Source organism: Flavobacteriales bacterium (assembly GCA_016715895.1).
In the GTDB taxonomy this organism is placed as follows: Bacteria; Bacteroidota; Bacteroidia; order Flavobacteriales_F; family PHOS-HE28; genus PHOS-HE28.
Window position 1 is genome coordinate 296,646 of the sequence record JADJXH010000004.1, and the last position, 19,249, is coordinate 315,894.

A 19,249-nucleotide genomic window follows, 5' to 3' on the forward strand; every position below is an offset into this window, starting at 1 on the left:
GCACATGCCCTAGAGTTCCTGCTCGTAGTAGATCTTGTAGAACTTCCGGCCCTGGTCATCCACCCCCCGCTCGATCTTGTTGCGGTCGCCGTGGATGTAGATGTGGAAGTTCTTGTCCAGTTTCAGCACGCTCTTGAACACACGGGCCTGCTTCTTCACGGCGTCGGCGCTGATGGCGAAGCGGTCCTCCAGGTCCACGGCGCGCTCCTCCTGGAAGCGGTCGCCGAAGCGCTCGAAGGAGCCGATCACCTCCTCGCTTTGGAACACCTCACGGGCGAAGGAGCTCCGGTCGAACTCGGTGTTGTCCTTGAAGTACTGGACGGAGCGGTTCAGCAGGTCGATCTGGTCGGCCTTGGGGATCTCGTAGTCCTGCGGCAGTTGCTCGGTGATGAACGAGCGCGTCATCTCCAGCAGGTTATTGGTGCTGTTCACGTGGTCCTGTTTGGCACGGAGCCCGGCGAAGGCCTGCTGCCAGAACCCGCTGCGCGGATCGTCATCGATCACCAGCACGGTGTGCTCACCCGGGGTGAAGAGCACCAGCAGGGCCTGGTCCGGCCTGCGCCCCCCCAGCCCGCGTTTGAGGCGCATGCCGATGTGGCCCCCACTGACCTTGCTCTCCAGGAAGACCTCCTTGTCGTCGAACTTGAGGATGCCCAGCGCATCATGCACCGCCCCGGCCAGCTCCACGGCGTGGAAGCGGACGACGAAGAGGTCACCGCCGCGCACCTCATGCTCCGCGGCGGTGTCGATGAGGAGCTTGGCGATGGCCCGGGACACCCCGACCAGGTCCTTCGCCTTCGCCGCCTTGGCGCACAGGGCCTGAAGGGCATTGCCAGCACCCTGTGCTCCGTCGCCGAAGGTGTGGGTGACGGCCACCGAGGCGAAGGGCTTCAGGAAGAGGCGGCGCAGGAACTCCTGCTCCTCGGGCCCCTGCAGCACGGCGCTCACGTCGGAGAGCACGCTGGGCGATCCATCCGTGCCCACCCGGTGCAGCACCAATTCCTCCACCATCGCCTCCTTGCCGTTGATCATGCGTTGCGCGCCTGGCCTGTTGGCGAAGGCGAGGCGGCGAAGGTATTGGGGAGGGCTCTTACAGCGTGGCCTTGACGCCCGTGCGATAGTCCGTGGGGCGCACGTTCAGCGCCCGCTCCAACTTGCTGCTGTCGAAGCGGTAGTCGTGCTCGAACTGGTACATCATCTCCTTGTTCTCGCGCAGCACGGGCATGACCAGGCCCATCAGCGAGAGCATCCAACCCGGTGCCACCTGGATCGCGTAGGGCTTGCCGGCCAGCTCACAGGCCATGCGCACGAACTGCTCGCCGGTCATGTCCTCTTTGCTGGTGAGCGCATGCCACACCTGTCCGTAGGCGGAAGGCGTATTGCCCAGCAGCGCCACGCTCCTACCAGCATCCGGCGTGTAGGTGAAGGTGTGCACGGCCTTGGCATTGCCCACCCACTGCGGGGTCTTGCCCGCCCGCAGCCGCTCGAACACCGTGGCGTGGGTGAGGCTCAGGGTCGCGTTCGGTCCGTAGAAGTCGGCCGCCCGGATGATCATGGCCTGCAGCTCGCCACGCTTCACCTCGTCCATCAAGGTGGTGGCGATGCGGGCCCGCACTTCCCCTTTCCGGCTGCAGGGGTTGTAGGGCGTGTCCTCGGCCATCACGCCGTCCACCCGGCCGTAGGCGTAAACGTTATCGAAGAAGACCAGCTTTGCGACGTGGCGCTTGCAGGCATCGATGGTGTTGCGCATGACCCGCGGCCATTGGTCGGCCCACACGTTGGCATCGTACTTAAGCCCGGCCACCAGGTAGGCGACGTCGCTGCCCTTCACGGCCTCGCTCAAGGCATTGGCATCCAGCAGATCGGCGGAGAACAGCTCATCGGTGGCGTTCACCTGCTTCGGGTGGCGGCTCACCTGACGGACCTTGTCCGTGTACTGGGGTAGGAGCATGGAAAGTTCGTTGCCGATGACGCCGTTGGCGCCGAGGATGGTCTGCATGGCCGTGCGTTTGAGGCTCACAAGCTAGGATCGCCCCAGGCGCATCGCCCAACCGTTCCTGTAATTGACAGTGGATGGATCACACCCTGATCACATCCCATGCCTGAACGCATGTTCCTGCACCTTCACCACATGAAGCACGAACGGAAAAAGCGCATCCATCGTCTCCTGCGCCCCACGCGTGGATCCCGGCAGGGTGATCACCAGCGTTCTTCCGATCATGCCGGCGATGCCCCGGCTCATCATCGCCCAGGGCATGCGCTCCTGGCCATAGCTGCGCGCGGCCTCCATGATACCGGGTACCTCCCGGTCCATCAGGGGTGCGATGGCCTCGGGCGTGCGGTCGCGGGGCGAGAGGCCCGTGCCGCCTGTGGTGAGGATGAGGTCCAGGCCCTCGGTTGACCATGCGTTCACCCTGTTGGCGATCTGCTCAGGCTCGTCAGCGCACACGGCCTGCACGGGCACCTCAACACCCAGCTGCGCCAAGCGTTCCACGATCGCCGCGCCCGCCTTGTCCTCCTTCTTCCCACCGGCCACCCCATCGCTGATCACCAGCACGGCCGCCTTCACGGGCGTGTCGAAGCGGTCCTTCCAGTCGCTCTTGCCGCCCTTCTTCTCCAGCAGCCGGATGCCCGCGATCACCACGCCCTTGTCGATGGGCTTGAGCATGTCGTAGATGGTGAGGGCCGCCACGCTGGCACCGTGCATGGCCTCCACCTCCACCCCGGTGCGGTAGATGGTGCGCACCCGCATGGTGACGACGATCTCCATCGCCCCCACCTCGAACGTGCACGCCGCATGCTCGATGGGCAGCGGATGGCAATCGGGGATCAGCTCGTGGGTCTTCTTTACGCCGAACAAGGCCGCCACGCGGGCGCTCTCCAGCACATCGCCCTTGGGCACCTGCTTCCCGATAACTGCGGCGATCGTCGCAGAATTGGAAACGGTCACCAGCGCGGTCGCCGTGGCCTCGCGCAGGGTGGTGGGCTTGTGGGTGATGTCGATCATGAATGCAGGCGAATAGCGAATGGTCATTGGAGAATGGAACCAGGATCGGCACCATTCGCTAATCGCCAATGACCATTCACCCTATCCATTGGATTTCCAAATATGCCCACCACCCTCCACGATCTCCTTCCCGAAGATGGGCAGCTCGGCCTTGATGCGGTCCACCACCCAGGCCACGGCCTCGCGCGCGGCAGCACGATGCGGTGCGCTGGCGAAGACCATGAAGCACAGCTCGCCGGCCTTGATGGTGCCCAGGCTGTGGTGCACATGCAGACAGGTGATGTCCGGCCATCGGGCGAAGGCCACCTCGCGGATGTCCGTCATGCGCTCCAGGGCCATGTCCCTGTATGCGGTGTACTCGATGGCGACCACCGTTGCCGCAGGCGGATGACCATCCGCCCCTGCAACGTGGTCCGCGCGCACCTGGCCCAGGAAGATCTCGTGGGCACCGATGTCCGTGCGGGTGGCATGCCTGGCGATGCTCGTGGCGATGAAGGCCGGTTCGATCGGCCCCTCCACGAAGATGTCCCGCTTCTTATGCGCGGATCTTGTCGCCTCGGGATCCATCGGTGTCATCTGTGCCATCTGCGGATCAACCTCCGGCGAACGGGGGCAGCACGGCGATCTCCTCGGTGCCTGTGAGGGGCATGTCGCCGTGCTGGATCCTCCGGTCCACGGCGATCGCGTAGCTCAACGCGGCCAGGCCTTCGATGCGCTCCGCCAGCCGGTCCTTCAGTTCGCTCGTGCTGCTGGCGGACAGCTCGATCCTGTGCGTACCCGCGCGTTCCGCGATCAGTCCGAAGAGCAGCACCTCCATGGGCTCAAAGATCGGCCGGCGTATTGATGTTGCGGAAAAGATCGGGCGGCCAGCCCCCACGCCCCGGGGTCACGTCCACGGAAGCCCACCGGACCCGCTCCAGCGCATCGGTGAGCTTCAGGTCGCCGGCGTCGGCCGCCTGCTCGAACGGCGACAGGCACCTGAGGTGGTACGCCGCCGCGAGCGGCTCGATGCCGCGATCGTGCACGGGCACCGCCGCATCCACGGATGCGTCGCAATGGGCCTTCAAGCGAAGGATCAGGCGGTCGTTCACCGCAGGCATGTCGCAGGCCAGGGCGATGATGCGGCCATAGCGGCTGCGTTCAAGCGCCGTGATCAGACCGCCCAGCGGGCCCAGACCGGGGCGGCGGTCGCCGATGGTGCGGGCATGCGGATGACCATGCCGGTCGACATCACCGATGATGAGCAGCTCCCGCGCATGCGGGCGCAGCAGCTCCACCGCACGGTCCAGCAGCGTCGACCCGTCCAGTTCGATCAGGGCCTTGTCCGTGCCCATGCGGCGGCTGCGGCCGCCGGCCAGCACCACACCGGTCCAGGTCCGATCGTTCATGGCAGGGGACGGATCACGCGCACGCGGTCGCCGCTGTTGAGGCGGGTCCGCGCGGCCTCCAGGTGACACAGGACGGCGCCGCCCACCAGGCCGCCGAGCAGATGGGAGCCTTCATCCGGCAGCAGCTCCACCCGGCCGTCGCGCACGCGCGCCGCGCGGAACTCGTCGCGTTCGCCCTTGCGCTCCACGGATCCAGCCAGGGGCAGCAGCTCTTCCGCAGGACCGGGATGGCGGGCACCCTGCAGCGCGCGGAGGAAGCCGCGCACATACACCTCGAAGAGCACCAGCACCGCGCGGGGGTTGCCCGGCAGCCCGATCACGGGCGTTCCGTCCAACGTGGCGAAGAGCATCGGCTTGCCCGGTTTCTGGCGAACACCGTGGAAGTGGAGCGTGGCGCCCAAGTGCTCCAGCACGGGCCGCAGCAGGTCGTGCTCCCCTACGGAGGCTCCGCCGGTGGTGAGCACCAGGTCAGCTCCGGCACAAGCCGTTCGGAGCGCTTCGCACAAACCGTCACGATCATCCTGCACGGCGATGGGGGGCGAGGCCATGGGCGCGCCCACCTCCTGAAGCGCCGCCTGGAGCATCACCTCATTGCTGCTGTGGATCCGCCCTTCGGCGGCGCCATCGAGCGTGATGAACTCACCCCCGGTGCGGACCACGGCCACCCGTGGTCGTCGAGCCACGGTCACCGAACGGATCCCCGACGAGGCCAGCAGACCGATGGCGGCGGGGTCCAGGCGGTCGCCGCGATGCAGCAGCAGGTCGCCCTCGCGATAGCCCTCGGCACGGCGACGGATGTTGGCGCCGGGCGTGGGAGGTCCGACCAAGGTGCGGACCTGCCCGGCGGTCTCATCGCAACGCTCCTGCATCAGGACGGCCACCGCGCCTTCGGGCACGCAGGCGCCCGTGAAGATGCGCGCGCACTCGTCCGCACCGATGGGCCGGTCCAGCGTGTCCCCCGCGGCTACGGTGCCGATGCGTCTCCAAGGGCCCGGGCCGGAGCCCACGGCGTAGCCGTCCACCGCGCTCATGTCGAACCGCGGAAAGGCATCGGTGGCCACGACATCCGCGCACAGGAAGCGACCCACGGCACCGGACAGGGGTGCGACCTCCGCGGGAAGTGCGCGGACATGCCGCATCAGCGTGGCCCGGGCCTCCTGTACGTCGATCATGCCATCAGCAGCTTGGTGGAGGCGAGCAGAAGAACGGCGCCCAGCACCTGCCGCAGCCGGAGGTCGGGCAGCACGCGGGCACCCAGTGTACTGCCGATCAGCGCACCGGCCAGCGCGGCGAAAAGCCAACCGATGTGCAGGCCGGCCGGCGGGCCGACGGCGTGAAGCCCGACGAGCCCTGCGGCGCTGTTCACCAGGATGAAGGGTGCACTGACCGCGGCGGTGCGATGGGCATCGCCCCAACGCAGCAACAGAATGGCCGGGCTCAGCAGCACGCCGCCGCCGATCCCGACGAGGCCGGAGACCAGACCGATGGCCGCACCGAGGACGGGCGCACCCAGCGGATGAACGCGGCGCAGCGCAGTGGCCGGCGCTCCGAACACGCCCAGGAGGCGCAAGGCCGCCAGCAGCAGGCAGAACGCCAGAAGGCGCTCGTAGGTCTCCGCCTCCAGGGTGATCCGCGCTCCGAGGTAGGCCATCGGTACGGACAGGAGCGCGAAGGGCAGGAAGAGGCGCCATGTGAAGTGGCCGGCACGCGCGTATTGGACCGTGGCCACGGCGCTCACCAGCAGATTGAGCCACAGCGCGGCGGGGCGCATGTCCGCCGGGGCCTGCCCCATCAGGGCCATCAGCGCCAGGTAACCGCTGGCCCCACCGTGGCCCACGGAGGCGTACAGCAGGGCGATGATGGCGATGCCAAGGGCAGCGGGCATGGCGGTCAGGTCGGCTGCGGTGGCGCGAACCGGGTCCATCGGCTCCCCGCGTACAGGTCCAGGGCACCGTTCTCCACAGGTCGACCGGCCATGAGGTCGCCCACCCGTTGCTGCATGCATGCGCCCACGGCCTCCAGAACCTCCAACGGCACCTGGCGCATGTCGCACTCGTCCTGCCCCGGACCCGGCCGTCCGGCGAACACCTGCACACGCGTAAGCGACGGATCGCCTTGACCGTCCGGCGCATGCAGCACCAGCACCTGGCCCTCGCTCCCATGCACGGCTCCGCTGACGAGGGGGATCCGATGTTCCATGCATACCCGATCGATCAGGGTCCGCGCATGCACATCGTCCGTGCAGTCCACCACGATGCTGTGCTGCTCGACCAGGTTCGGCAGCGAGTCCGCGTCAGCGAAGGCGTCCACCACGTCGATGAGGGTGCCCGGCATGGCCTGGCGCAGCCATGCGGCGGCCACGGCCACCTTGGGCCGTCCCAGGTCCACCGGCGCGAAGAGCGGCTGGCGCTCCAGGTTGTGCGGCTCCACCCGGTCGCCGTCGACCAAGGTGAGTCGCCGGACCGGCAGCCGGGCACAGCGTTCCAACAGCGCATGGCCCAACCCGCCGATGCCGATCACCAGCACAGTGGACCGGAGCGGTGGAGCCGTGGAGCGCATGCCGCCAAAGTAAGCCGACGGAACAGGCATCAAACGAAGGAGCCTCCGGCGCGCGGCCGGAGGCTCCATTCACTCAATGACGATCGATCAGCGCACCGTCAAGCGGGTCACGCGCTGGCGATCGGCGGAGGCGAGGCGGACGATGTACTGTCCTGCGGCCAGATCGCTCACATCGAAGGTGAGGCGTCCCGCGTTGCCGGCACCGCCCACACTGCGCACCACACGACCGCTGAGGTCGGAGACCTCGACGGTGACGCGGGCTTCGCTGGCGGGGAACACCACGGCCACGGACTCATCGGCCGGGTTGGGCATCAGCTGAAGTGCATCCGCACCATCGTTCTCCCCGATGCCCACGGAGCTCACGGTGACGATGGCCTCGGTGCGCGGGCTGGCGCAGTCCACGCCGAAGGCCTCCACCTGCCAGTCGTAGAAGAAGTAATAGTACTGCAGGGCGTTCTGCCCACCGATGTTGGTGCCGGTGATGGCGCCGAGGGTGCCCAGGGCGTAGGGGTACGTGGGATTGCTGCCGAGGCCGTCCCGCCACAGGTTCGGCGTGCCCACGCAGCGCAGGGCATAGTTCCCGGGGCCCGGCACTTCCAGGCCGAGGGTCACCACCTGAGTGCCGGTGGGGATGTTGGGCGTGACGCTGGCCACCGTGCTGTTGTCGCTCATGTCGATCACCGAGATGGTGCGCACACCGGCGGTGTTGGAGTAGACCTTCACCGTGTTGATGGTGAAGCGCTCATACGCATCGAACAGCAGGTAGAAGCCATCGTTCTGGTGGTACTGACCGCTGGTGGTGTTGTCCACACGGCCTCCGCTGGCCGCGCCACCTCCGAAGGTGTTCACATCCTCGGCCCAGAAGCTGGTGGTGCTGTTCACGAAGGGCGTCGTCCACGTGTTGCCGCCGCCCAGTGCGGTGCCGCCGGAAGGCAGATCGTACCAGGTGATGGCCGCGCCCGTGGCACTGATATCGGCCGTACCCGGTCCCAGGATCGTGGCGCCCGTGGTGGCCGGTGCATCAGGCGTGTCGATCACCTCCAGTTCCACAGGGGCGGAGGTGAAGTTGCCACAAAGACCGGCCACGGTCACCGTGATCGGTCCGTCCGCTGTGGCCTGCACCGTCTGCGTGGTGGCGCCGTTGCTCCACGTGTAGCCGTTCGCCGGCGAACAGGTCAACTCCACCGCACCTCCCTCACAGAAGGTGGTCTCGCCGTTCACCGTCACTGTCGGCGTCTCATCGGGGTTCTCGGTGACGGTCACCGAGGCCTGGCTCCAGCAGCCCGTACCATCATCGATGGTCACCGTGTAGGTACCCCCTGCGGTGACGTCGATGCTCTGGGTGGTGGCGTTGGTGCTCCAGGTGTACTGGAAGCCGGGGTTCGCCGTGAGCGTCAGCGGGGTTCCGCCTGCGCAAACGACCAGATCCCCACCCGCCGCGATCTCGGCCACCGGCGCGATGCAGATGCCTTCGAGGAGGGTGATGGTCTGGTCCGCGTCGATGTCGGTGTAGCTGTCCACCTCACCGCTGGGCCATTGCACGACCAGGCTGTCCACCTCGGTGATGGAACCGAGGCCGAAGTGGAGGGTGGCGCTGTTCACCACACCATAGCTCTCGCCGCTGCGCACCTCGCGCACCTGGATGCCCCAGGGGCCCCAGATCTTCACCTTGGCACCGATGGCCTCCTTGTTGCTCTGCACGCCCACCAGATCGATGTCCAGCCAGTGGTTCCCGTTCGGGGTGTTCATCCACAGCCGGTCGGGGAAGCTGGGGTCGCCGTCCACATAGGCATCCCCATAGCTGGCGTACACGTCCGTGAACCCGTCCTCGTTGAGGTCGCCGAAGGCGAAGCTCAGCATGTTCTTGCCGGACGGGAACATGGAGGGCACCTCGGTGAACGTGCCGTCCCCGTTGCCCTTGAAGTAGTAGTCCGCCGAGCCGGTCATGATGTCCAGCCAGCCGTCATTGTCCAGGTCGCGGAACAGGCCCTGCAGGAAGAAGCCGGTGTAGGAGTCCAGGCCGCTGCCCGCCGTGACGTTCACGTAGTTGTTCGTGCCGTCGTTCTCGAACAGCATCAGCGTGGTGCTGTGGGTGGTGCTGAAGGCGTCGAGGTCGCCGTCGTTGTCGTAATCGCCGAAGTCGGTGGTCCACACCTGCTCGCGGTTCTGAAGACCGTAGTTGATGGCCAGGTCGGTGTAGTTGTTGTTGCCGTCGTTCACGAACAGGCGGTCCCAGCGCCGGGGGTCGTTCGGGTTGTTCACGCCCTGGCGGCAGTGGCTGATGTGCAGGTCGATGTCGCCGTCGTCATCGAAATCGGTGAACACGCTCGCGTAGTTCCCGCTCATGTCCGAGGCCGGGTTCGTGTTCCAGTCGATGAAGTTGCCATCGTAGAGCAGGTTCCCCGTGCCGTCGTTCATCCAGATGTTGTTCGGACCCACATCGTTGCAGGCGTACAGATCGGCCCAGCCATCCCCGTTCATGTCGGCGATGCTCACACCCTGGTGGAAGATGGTGGGACCATTGAGGTCGACGAGCTGGGACACGCCGCGCGAGGTGATGCGCAGGTACCGCGTGACGGACACGCCGCTCATGATGTCCTTGTGGCCGCTGCGGTCCATGTCCGCGATGGCCCAACCCCATTGGTTGCTGCCGTCCACCACCCCGTAATCGATCGTGGTGAAGGAGTGGTCGGGGTTCTGGTACAGGATGTACACATGCTTGCTCATGTCGAGCTGCACGATGTCATCCAGCCCGTCGAAGTCCATGTCCACCACGGCCATGCAACCTCCGCTGCTTGCGTTGTGCGACAGGTTGGTCGACTGGTTGGTGAACACGGGCTGCGCAAAAAGCCCGGTCGCGGACAACAGGAGCGCCGCCGCGGATGAGTAACGATGGACCATGTGAATGTTCGTGGTTGGGTGGTTCGGTTCCTTGCGGATCCCCCAAAGCTAGGCGGCTACCGCAGGCCGGACAACTGATCGTTGGCAGGTGCTTAGGATCCTGCCGCGGGTTCGAGGGCGCGTTCCCAGGCTTCGGTCTGTCGTCGGATGCTCTCCTGATGGACGGCGTTCATGAAGGCTTCGACGAAGGCCGGGCTGAGGCCTGAGCGGCGGCCCAGGTCGTGCTGGGCGGCCATGATGCGTTCCCAGCGCTCGGGCTGCAGGATGGCCACGTTGTGCTCCTTCTTGTACAACCCGATGCGTTCGGCGATGTCCAGGCGCTCGGCGAGCTTCTGGGCGATGTCCGCGTCCAGTTGGTCGATCTGATCGCGCAGTTCGTCCAAAAGATCCCGCAACCGGGGGCCCGGGGCTGCTTCGCGATGCGCCAGACCGGCCAGAAGCGCGCCCAAGGCCTCAGGGGTCACCTGCTGATCGCCATCGCTCAGGGCGTGCTCCGGATCGGGGTGCGCCTCCACCATCAGCCCGCTGAAGTTGAGATCGAGCGCCTGCTGGGCCACATCGGCAAGCCGGTCGGGGTGGCCGGCGATGTGGCTGGGGTCGCACACCATGGGCAGCCCCGGGCAGGCGGCCATCAGCCGGATGGGGAACTCCCACATCGGGGTGTTGCGGAACGGGGTATGCCCCGACCAACTGAATCCGCGGTGCACGGCGGCCATGCGTCGGATGCCGGCGCGGTGCAGACGCTCCAGCGCACCCACCCACAAGGGCAGGTCCGGGTTGATGGGGTTCTTCACCAGCACGGGCACGTCCACCCCGGCAAGGGCGTCGGCGATGGCTTGGACGCTGAACGGATTGGGCGTGGTGCGGGCCCCCACCCAGAGCAGGTCGATCCCCGCCTTGAGCGCGGCCTCCACGTGGTGGGGTGTCGCCACCTCCGTGGCCACCAGCAATCCGGTGGCATCGGCCGCGGAACGCAGCCAGCGCAGCGCGGGTTCGCCGGCCCCCTCGAAGGCGCCGGGCCGGGTGCGCGGCTTCCACACCCCGGCGCGCAACACCCGTACACGGGGGGCATGCCGCCGGATGCCTGCGGCCACGGCCATCACCTGCTCCTCGCTTTCGGCACTGCACGGTCCCGCGATGTGCAGTGGACGCTCCAAACCCAGACCCCATTGGTCCAGGGGGAGCGGGTCCAGTTCCGGCGTAAGGCGGCTCATGCTGCAAAAGTAGACCGCTGTCCCCGGGACATTGTTCGCGGCGTGGGCCCAGGCCGGATCAGTCCTTGACCAGGTTGTACAGCGCGGTAAGGTCCGGGGTGAGGATCACTTCGATGCGGCGGTTCTTCGATTTATCGGCCGGGTCCACCGGCACGAACTCGCTCCGCCCCGCCGCCGTGATCCGTCGCGGTTCGATCGCGCTGCCCTCCTGGAGGATGCGCACCACGCTCGTGGCGCGTTCCACACTGAGCTCCCAGTTGTCCTTGTAGGTGCTGCCCGGCAGGATCTTGTCCGTATCGGTGTGGCCCTCCACCAGGATGCTGATGTCGCGGTCGGACTCGATGGCCTTGGCCAGTTTCACCAGGGCGTCGCGCCCCTGCTTGTCCACCGTGGCGCTTCCGCTGGGGAAGAGCAGCTTGTTCTCCAGGCTCACGTGAATGCGCCCGTCGCGCTGCTCCACGGTGAGGCCCTTGCCCTCGAACCCGGTGAGCGCCCGGCTCACACGGTCCTTCAGGTCGCGCATGGCCGCGTCCTTGCGGTCCAGCTCGGACTGCAGTTCCGACAACCGGGCCTCGCGCTCGGCCAGGCGCTTGCTGCTGCGGGCGATGGAGTCCTCCTTGTTCTGGAGGTCGAGGCGCAGGGCCTCCAGATCGGTGAGCAGTTTGCGGTTCTCGCTGCGGTCGCCCGCGAGCAGCTTGTTGTACTTGTCCAGGAGCTCGTCGTTCAGTGCATTGATCTTGTCATACTGCTGCTGCATCTTCCGCAGGGAGGTGCCCAGCGTGGTGGTGTCCTGCTCCAAGAGCTTCACACGACGCTTCAGGTCGCTCATCTCGTTGGCCTGGGCGTCCAGGGTCGCCTGGGCGTCACGCGCTTTCGCCAGCGCGGCCTCGGATTCGGTGCGCATGGCGTCCATGGAGGACTGGAGCTCCTCGTACTTGCGTTGCGGCACGCAGGCGGTGAACAACAGGGTGAACACGAGGGCGGCCGGGGCGATGGAACGAAGCTTCATGACATTACCTTTCGGTTCACACAAAGGTCCCGCCCCCCCGCGTGCGCCATCACCAGGGAGCAACCTTTTTTGTGAACACGCCGTTCATCGTACAAGCCATGGCCCAAGCCCAGCTGCCCAAGGACTGGATCCTGATCCCGGCGATCGACCGGGAATTGAAGCACTATACCCTGCTGGCCTACCTGCAACGGGTCCGGCAGCGGTTCGCCGAGCGCAAGCTCTACCCCTACCTGCTGGATGTGGCCGACCACCTGAACGACCTGCTCGAACTACAGCAGCGCGCGGAGGGTCTGCGGGCCACCATGCCGCGGGACATCACCGGGCTAGACCCGCGCACGGGCACCGTGGCGTATGCCCCGCTGCCCGAGCCGACCGGTGCGCTGGGGGTGATCGATGAGGTGATCGACGATGCCGTTCCGGAGCTGCGCGACCACCTGGCCCAGGGCAGCGAGCTGCGCGAGCGCATCCGCGAGCACATCCAGTTCGGGCCGGTGGGGGTGCTTCCGCTCGATCCGCGCGCGGGCTACCTGCTGCTTCGCCAGGGCCCTGAGGCGCGCATCTACACCTATTCGGTCTCGCTGCTGCGTGATGCGGATGTCGACCTGCACTGGCGCAGCGTGGTGACGCACTACGTGGGCAGCCGGCCCCTGGGTCTGCGCACCACGTACGAGGTGATCCGCGCGGAGCTCATCGCCGGCCGGCCGCACCTGCCGGTGCCGGCCACCTTCGGCTTCGAGTGCGACTGGGAGGTGCCGCACATCGAGACCTTCATGCCGCTCGCCAAGCAGCTGGTGCACCGCTTCATCGCCACGGAAGTGGCGGGGGACCGGTTCAGCGGCTGACGCCGGGATCGGACCACACGCGGCCCAGGTCGCGCAGGTCCATCGCGTTCAAGGGCATGTCCCGCACATCGGGTCGCAGCAACCGGATGGTACGCTCGTGGTAGAGCGGGGTCACCGGCGCATCGGCCATGGCCTTGTTCTCCGCGGCAGCATAGAGCTGCATGCGCCGGGCGTCATCCACGGTGCGCTGCGCTTCGGCGAAGAGGGAGTCGAAGCGCGCATCGGCATAGCGGGTGGTGTTCAGGTAGGTGGGCAGGGCCGTGTCCGCCTGGGCGTTCTTGCCGTACAGCAGGGAGAGGAAGTTCTCGGCGTCCGGCAGGTCGGCCACCCAGCCTTCGCGCCAGAAGCGTGCGCGTCCGCGCTCGATGGACGTGTAGTGCTGGTCCATGGGCAGTACGGACAGGATGAGGGGCACGCCGAGATGGCGCTGCAGCATGTCCTGCACGGCCTCCGCCACCTGGATGTACCCAAAGCCGGGGCTGGCGTTCAGCACCACCTGGGGAAAGCCCTTCCCGCCGGGGAAGCCGGCCTCGGCCAGGAGCGCCCGCGCCGCCTCGGGGTCGAACCCGTGCCCGGCGACAACATCGTAGGGGTAACCGGACAGGCCGGGCGCCACCAGGCCATGCTCGGCGGGCACGGCCAGCCCGCCCAGCACACTGTCCACCAGATAGCGCCGGTCGATCGCGAGGCTGAAGGCCCGGCGCACCCGGGGGTCCTCGAACGGGGGGGCGTGCAGGTTGAAGCCATAGAACTGCACCGCCGAACCCGGGACGGACTGGAGGATGAACCGCTTCCGGCCGGACGCATCCACCGAGTCCTTCACCAAGCCGAGGCGGTCCACCGGCAGTTCGGTGAGGCAGGACAGGCGCCCGGCGAGGAAGGCCTCAAGCTCCTTGTTCTTGTCGGGGTCGAGGGTGATGCGGACGGCATCGAGGAAGGGAAGCGGGTTGCCATGCTCGTCGCGGTCCCAGTGATCGGGGTCGCGCTCCAGCACGAAGGCCTCGGCCGGCGAATAGGTGCGCAACTTGAACGGTCCCGTGCCGATGGCGTGCGCCATCAGGTCATCACCGTAGGCCTCCACCAACTGCCGCGGATAGATCCAGCAGCCCTGGTGCGCCAGCACCTGCAGGAAACCGGCGTTGGGGTGGGCCAGCTTGATGCGGAAGGTGTGCCGATCAAGCACCTCAAGCCCGGCGATGGGCGCTTCCCGGTCGCCGCCGGCGGCGGTGTTCGCATAGTGGGTGTTGGCGCCGAGCACCTTGTCCTGGAACAACCAGAACATGCGGTTCTCAGGGTCGGCCGTGCACAACGCGCGGAAGCAGTACAGGACGTCCTCCGCGTCCACCAGGCGGTCGTCCTCGGAGGTCAGCGCCGGATCCGCGTGGAAGCGGACGTCCTTGCGCAGGTATAGGGTGAAGGTGGTGGCGTCGGCATCCACCTCCCAGCGTTCGGCCAGGCAGGGCAGCACCTTCAGGTCGGCCGGATCGAAGCGCACCAGGCCTTGATAGATCTGCGAGGCGATGCGATGCTCGGCGGCCTGGGAGAGATGGAGCGGGAAGATGCTGCGCACCCCGCCGGCCTCGTTCATGTTGAAGACCCCGCCGTACTGCTTGCCTCCTTGAACGCGCCGAACGCGGTCCTCACCGTCGCCACCGCAGGCCATCAGCAGGGCCAGGGCCGCGGTGCACAACAGCCACGGGTTCCGTGCGTTCTCCAAGGTCACCGGCCAAATGTACCCGGGCCCTCAGCGGAAGGTCAGCGGCCTCCGGGCCGCTCATCAACGATCGGATCTTGATGGGCACCGGCTGCGTGAACGGGCTGGGTAATTTTCCGCCCTTGGGGCGCCACCCTTCCACCACCGCACCACGTCCGGCCCGTTCCCGGGGGGTCGTGCTCCTGCCCCTGCTGCTGGTGCTGGTGCCGGCGCTGCAGGTCCTGGGTCAGGGCCCCGGTGACAACCGGCGCACGCGCAGCATCGTGCTCACCGGCGACACCCTCGTGCTCGACACCCTGAGCATCGCACCGGGCAGCCTTTCCCTGTGGCGGGCAGGCGTCGAGATGCCGTCCACCGACCACTGGCTCGACCCCTACCGCGCCAGGCTCTGGGTGATCGGCGGCGCGGTCGGCGACACGCTCATCGCCCGGTACCGGGTGTGGCCCCTGCTCTTCGCCGGTGAACGGCGGCACAAGGACCGCATGCGGCTGCTGAGCGAGGACCCCGACCGGCGGGACCCGTTCAAGTACGAGGCGCCCTCGCAGCGCGAGGACCTCTTCGGCAACGCCGGCCTCAACAAGAGCGGCAGCATCTCGCGCGGCATCCTCTTCGGCAACAACCAGGACCTGTCGGTGAACTCCTCGCTGAACCTGGAGCTGAGCGGCCGCATCACGGACCGCATCCAGGTGCAGGCCTCGATCACGGACAACAACATCCCCATCCAGGCCGAGGGGAACACCCTGGAGCTGCAGGACTTCGACCAGGTGTTCATCAAGCTGTTCGAGGAGAACTGGGAGCTGATCGCCGGCGACTTCGTGCTTCAGCGCCCGAACAGCCACTTCCTCACCTACCTCAAGAAGTCGAAGGGCCTCTCGTTCAACACCCGCATCAAGGGTGCGAAGGCCACCAATGCGCTGGGCACCTCCGTCGCGATCTCCAAGGGCAAGTTCGCCCGCAATGTCATCCAGGGGGTCGAAGGCGTGCAGGGCCCCTACCGCCTGCGCGGTGATGCCGGTGAGACCTTCATCATCATCCTTTCGGGCACCGAGCGTGTGTTCATCGACGGCCAGCAACTGGTGCGCGGCCAGGAGAACGACTACGTGATCGACTACAACACCGCCGAGCTCACCTTCACCGCCCGCCGCCTGATCACCAAGGACCGCCGCATCACGGTGGAGTTCCAGTATTCGGACCGCAACTACATGCGCACGCTGGTGCGGCTGGACGACACCTGGACGCGCGGCCGGACGACGCTGCGGCTCAATGTGTTCAGCGAGCAGGACCACAAGGGGCAGCCGCTGCAGCAGGACCTCACGGACGAGGAGCAACGGGCCCTTGCCGAAGCGGGCGACGACCCCCTGGCCGCCGTGGCGCCCGGTGTGGATACCGTGGGCTACAACCCCGACCAGGTGCTGTACAAGGCGGTGGACTCCCTGGGCTACAGCCCGGTGTACGTGTACAGCACCTCACCGGACAGCGCGCGGTACCGCATCACCTTTTCCACCGTCGGAGCCGGGCTGGGCGATTATGTGCAGCAGGAGTTCACGCCCAACGGCCGGGTGTTCCGCTGGGTGGCGCCGGACACGGTGGGCGGTGCCATCGTGCGGCGCGGTGACCATGCCCCGGTGCGTGTGCTGATCCCGCCCCGCTCCCAACAAGTGGTGACCCTGGGCGCGGACCACAGCACCGCCGGCGGGCTGAGGCTGAGCACCGAACTGGCCTACGGCCGCTACGACCGCAACACCTTCAGCAGCCGGGATGCGGCGGACGACCAGGCCTTCGCCGCACGGGTGAAGGCGGACCAGGCCATCCCCCTGCGTGCGGCCGACAGCACCTGGGCGCTGGAGCTGGGGCTGGAGACCGAGGCGCTCACCGCCTCCTTCACCCCCGTGGAACGGTACCGTGCGGTGGAGTTCGAGCGCAACTGGAACGCCGTGGGCCGTCCGCTCGACGGCGACCAACTGCTGGCCGGTTTGGGCGTGGGCCTTCGGGCGGGCAAGGCCGGTCGCCTTCGCTATGTGATCAACACCTTTCAGGTGCGCGACCGCTACGCCGGATGGCGCCACGACCTGATCAGCGACCTGCACCCCGGCCGCTTCGACCTCACCGGCACCGCCAGCCTGCTGACCACCACGGACCCGGTGCGCACCGAGTTCATGCGGCACAAGGCCCGGCTGGCGCGGCGCATGCGCTGGTTCACCATCGGCGTGCAGGATGAGCACGAGCGCAACCGCTTTCGGGCGGACACGGGCTCGGCCCTGCTGGCCGGCAGCTATCAGTTCTATGACTGGGAGGCCTTCATCCAGAGCCGCGACACGGCCCGCACCACCTTCCGCGTGGGCGGCGGCCAACGCTACGACCAGGGCCTGCGGGACGGCGGGCTCGCCCGCAGCACCGTGGCCACGGCCGGCACGGCCACCCTGGGCGTGGGCCGCGATGCCCGCCACCGGCTGGCCACCACCTTCACCTACCGGCAGCTCCGCATCGTGGACAGCACCCTCACCACCCAGCGGCCGGAGGACACCTACCTGATGCGCATCGACCACGACCTCACCCTGGGCAAGGGCGTGGCCGTGTGGGACCTGTTCTATGAGCTGGGGTCGGGGCTGGAGCAGCAGCGCGAGTTCCTCTACGTGGAGGTGCCCGCCGGGCAGGGCCTGTACATCTGGAACGACTACAACGGCAACGGCATCAAGGAGCTCAACGAGTTCGAGCAGGCCAACTTCGGCTACGAGGCCAACTACGTGCGCGTGTTCGTACCCAGCAACACCTACTCGCGCACCTTCAGCAACCAGCTCAGCGCCTCGCTGGACCTGCGGCCGTCGGTGGCCTGGGGCGGGCGCACGGGCATCCGCCGGTTCATCGCCAAGTTCTCCGACCTGGCCTCCTTTCGCAGCGACCGCAAGACGAGCACCGATGACCTGGGGCAGGCGCTCGACCCCTTCCGCATCGATCCGGCGGATACGCTGCTCACCGCCTTCACGAGCTCGCTGCGCAACACCCTGTTCTACGACCGCACCAGCCCCAAGTGGAGCGTGGACCACACCTTCCAGAGCGACCGCACGAAGACCCTGTTGTTGAACGGCTTCGAATCACGGCTACGCGAGCTGAACCAGGTGCGCATCCGCTGGAACGCCACCCAGCAGTGGACAGCCGACCTGGAGAGTGAGGCCGGGCGGGTGGCCAACGCCTCCGATCTGCTGAGCGGCCGCACGTACAGCATCCGCCAGTACACCACCCGGCCACGGATCACCTGGAGGCCCAACACCGACCTGCGCGCAGCCTTGAGCTACCGCTACACCGACAAGCTGAACCGCGAGGAACTGGGCGGTGAGGCCGCCACCGTGCAGAACCTGGGTCTGGAGGCCCGCTGGAACACCGCCGGCAAGGGCAGCATCCAGCTCAACCTGGACCTGGTGGACATCCGCTACGACGGCGACCCCAACACCAGCCTGGGCAACGAGATGCTCGCGGGCCTGAAGGTGGGCACCAACTGGACCTGGAGCCTCAGCATCCAACGGCGGCTGAACCAGAACCTGCAGGTGGACATCACCTACAACGGACGCAAGAGCGAGAACACCCCTGCGGTGCACGTGGGCGGCGCGCAGATCCGCGCCTTCTTCTGAACGCCTGGAACGCCCTACTTCAGGTCGAAGGTGGCACGCCCCACCTTGCCCCCGCCCTCATACACCTCCACGATGTACTGACCGGTGGGCATCTCGCCGCTCGCGGTCCAGAACATGCAGGCATCCACCGGCACGCCCTGATAGTTGACCTCACGCTTCACGCTGAACTCGCCCTCCACGCCCTCGAACTGGAAGCGGTTGTTGGACTCGCTGGCCGGCAGCACCTGGCCGTCCGGGCTGATGATGCGCATGTACAGCGTCTTGTCGCCGGTGCGGGCCACCCGGTTCTCCCCGATGGTGAAGCAGCACTTCACCATCTCGGCCTTCTTGGCCCGGTCGGTGTCCACCTGCTTGCCGTTGTTGCGCAGCATCACGGCGCCGGCGCTCATGGTGGTGGCCGTGAGCACCGAGCCCTTGGCGATGAGGGCCTGCTGTTCAGCGGTCTGTTGCTCCAGCGCGTCCTTCTGTCCCTTCACGGTCCCCAGCTCCTGCGTCAGGTTGGCCTTGTCGGCGGTGAGCTGCAGATTCACCTGATTGAGCGAGTCGATGGTGGCCACATAGCCCTTCATGATCTTGCGCAGCGTGGCAGCCTCTTTCTGGGCCTTGGCGAGGCTGTAATTGCCCTTCTTCACCTGCTCCAGCAGGTTCTCGATCTGCTGCTTCTGGGCCTCCATCTCCACGTTCAGCTGCTCGTTCTCCGTCTCCAACGTGTCGTACTGGGCCAGCATGTCCTCCAGCATGCGCGTCACGTTCTCCTTTTCACTCGTCACCTTCACCACCTCCCCCTGCGTCACTTCCTCCTGGCGCTTGCTCTGCATGAGCAGATAGAGCATCACCACGTTGCTGATGAGCAGCAACACCACCAACGCCAGCAAGGCGACGTTGGAGCGGGGCTTGGCGGGTTGGGAGGGGCTGGAGGTCTGGTCCATGGGGGTTCGGGCTCGGGCGGCTAAATTACCCCCGTGATCAGCGGCCTTCAGGGCTTTCGA

Annotated in this window: 16 protein-coding genes; 2 read left to right on the forward strand and 14 right to left on the reverse strand. The window is 66.9% G+C overall.

The window, feature by feature from the left end:
* Window positions 1-9: 9 nt before the first annotated feature.
* The 12 genes from IPM49_09910 to IPM49_09965 form a co-directional block, all read right to left on the reverse strand.
* Entirely contained in the window at window positions 10-1,032 is a 1,023-nt protein-coding gene (locus tag IPM49_09910) for a nucleoid-associated protein (protein MBK9274840.1), read from the reverse strand.
* Between the two features lie 58 nt (window positions 1,033-1,090).
* Window positions 1,091-1,999, reverse strand: coding sequence for an NAD-dependent epimerase/dehydratase family protein (locus IPM49_09915; protein ID MBK9274841.1), 909 nt, complete (start codon window positions 1,997-1,999; stop codon window positions 1,091-1,093).
* A 90-nt stretch (window positions 2,000-2,089) separates the two neighbouring features.
* A complete protein-coding gene (locus IPM49_09920; protein ID MBK9274842.1) occupies window positions 2,090-3,007 on the reverse strand; it encodes a bifunctional molybdenum cofactor biosynthesis protein MoaC/MoaB in 918 nt (305 codons plus the stop codon).
* A gap of 81 nt (window positions 3,008-3,088) precedes the next feature.
* On the reverse strand, window positions 3,089-3,574 hold the full coding sequence (locus IPM49_09925; protein ID MBK9274843.1) for a molybdenum cofactor biosynthesis protein MoaE: 486 nt from the start codon (window positions 3,572-3,574) through the stop codon (window positions 3,089-3,091).
* Window positions 3,575-3,599: 25 nt separating this feature from the next.
* The gene (locus tag IPM49_09930) at window positions 3,600-3,824 is read right to left on the reverse strand and encodes a MoaD/ThiS family protein (protein MBK9274844.1); all 225 of its coding nucleotides are present in this window, start codon (window positions 3,822-3,824) and stop codon (window positions 3,600-3,602) included.
* A 4-nt stretch (window positions 3,825-3,828) separates the two neighbouring features.
* Window positions 3,829-4,395, reverse strand: coding sequence for a molybdenum cofactor guanylyltransferase (locus tag IPM49_09935; GenBank protein ID MBK9274845.1), 567 nt, complete (start codon window positions 4,393-4,395; stop codon window positions 3,829-3,831).
* Entirely contained in the window at window positions 4,392-5,567 is a 1,176-nt protein-coding gene (locus tag IPM49_09940; protein ID MBK9274846.1) for a molybdopterin molybdotransferase MoeA, read from the reverse strand. Before IPM49_09940 ends, IPM49_09935 begins: the two co-directional genes overlap by 4 nt.
* The gene (locus tag IPM49_09945; GenBank protein MBK9274847.1) at window positions 5,564-6,319 is read right to left on the reverse strand and encodes a sulfite exporter TauE/SafE family protein; all 756 of its coding nucleotides are present in this window, start codon (window positions 6,317-6,319) and stop codon (window positions 5,564-5,566) included. The genes IPM49_09940 and IPM49_09945 overlap by 4 nt, the downstream gene beginning before the upstream one ends.
* Window positions 6,286-6,954 carry a ThiF family adenylyltransferase gene (locus IPM49_09950; protein MBK9274848.1) on the reverse strand — a complete coding sequence of 223 codons (669 nt, stop codon included), beginning with the start codon at window positions 6,952-6,954 and terminating at the stop codon, window positions 6,286-6,288. The genes IPM49_09945 and IPM49_09950 overlap by 34 nt, the downstream gene beginning before the upstream one ends.
* A gap of 87 nt (window positions 6,955-7,041) precedes the next feature.
* On the reverse strand, window positions 7,042-9,855 hold the full coding sequence (locus IPM49_09955) for a VCBS repeat-containing protein (protein MBK9274849.1): 2,814 nt from the start codon (window positions 9,853-9,855) through the stop codon (window positions 7,042-7,044).
* A gap of 92 nt (window positions 9,856-9,947) precedes the next feature.
* The gene (locus tag IPM49_09960) at window positions 9,948-11,069 is read right to left on the reverse strand and encodes a bifunctional 3-deoxy-7-phosphoheptulonate synthase/chorismate mutase type II (protein ID MBK9274850.1); all 1,122 of its coding nucleotides are present in this window, start codon (window positions 11,067-11,069) and stop codon (window positions 9,948-9,950) included.
* Window positions 11,070-11,127: 58 nt separating this feature from the next.
* On the reverse strand, window positions 11,128-12,078 hold the full coding sequence (locus IPM49_09965) for an OmpA family protein (GenBank protein ID MBK9274851.1): 951 nt from the start codon (window positions 12,076-12,078) through the stop codon (window positions 11,128-11,130).
* Window positions 12,079-12,176: 98 nt separating this feature from the next.
* On the opposite strand from IPM49_09965, the gene IPM49_09970 reads away from it, so the two are divergent.
* On the forward strand, window positions 12,177-12,920 hold the full coding sequence (locus tag IPM49_09970) for a hypothetical protein (protein ID MBK9274852.1): 744 nt from the start codon (window positions 12,177-12,179) through the stop codon (window positions 12,918-12,920).
* Here IPM49_09970 and IPM49_09975 read toward each other — a convergent pair.
* A complete protein-coding gene (locus IPM49_09975) occupies window positions 12,910-14,643 on the reverse strand; it encodes an ABC transporter substrate-binding protein (protein ID MBK9274853.1) in 1,734 nt (577 codons plus the stop codon). The genes IPM49_09970 and IPM49_09975 overlap by 11 nt on opposite strands.
* Window positions 14,644-14,714: 71 nt before the next feature.
* Between IPM49_09975 and IPM49_09980 the strand changes: the two genes are divergently transcribed.
* Window positions 14,715-18,260: a hypothetical protein gene (locus tag IPM49_09980; GenBank protein ID MBK9274854.1), complete on the forward strand. Its 3,546-nt coding sequence runs from the start codon at window positions 14,715-14,717 to the stop codon at window positions 18,258-18,260.
* A gap of 14 nt (window positions 18,261-18,274) precedes the next feature.
* Here IPM49_09980 and IPM49_09985 read toward each other — a convergent pair whose 3' ends face one another.
* Window positions 18,275-19,189, reverse strand: coding sequence for a hypothetical protein (locus IPM49_09985; protein ID MBK9274855.1), 915 nt, complete (start codon window positions 19,187-19,189; stop codon window positions 18,275-18,277).
* Window positions 19,190-19,249: the final 60 nt, after the last annotated feature.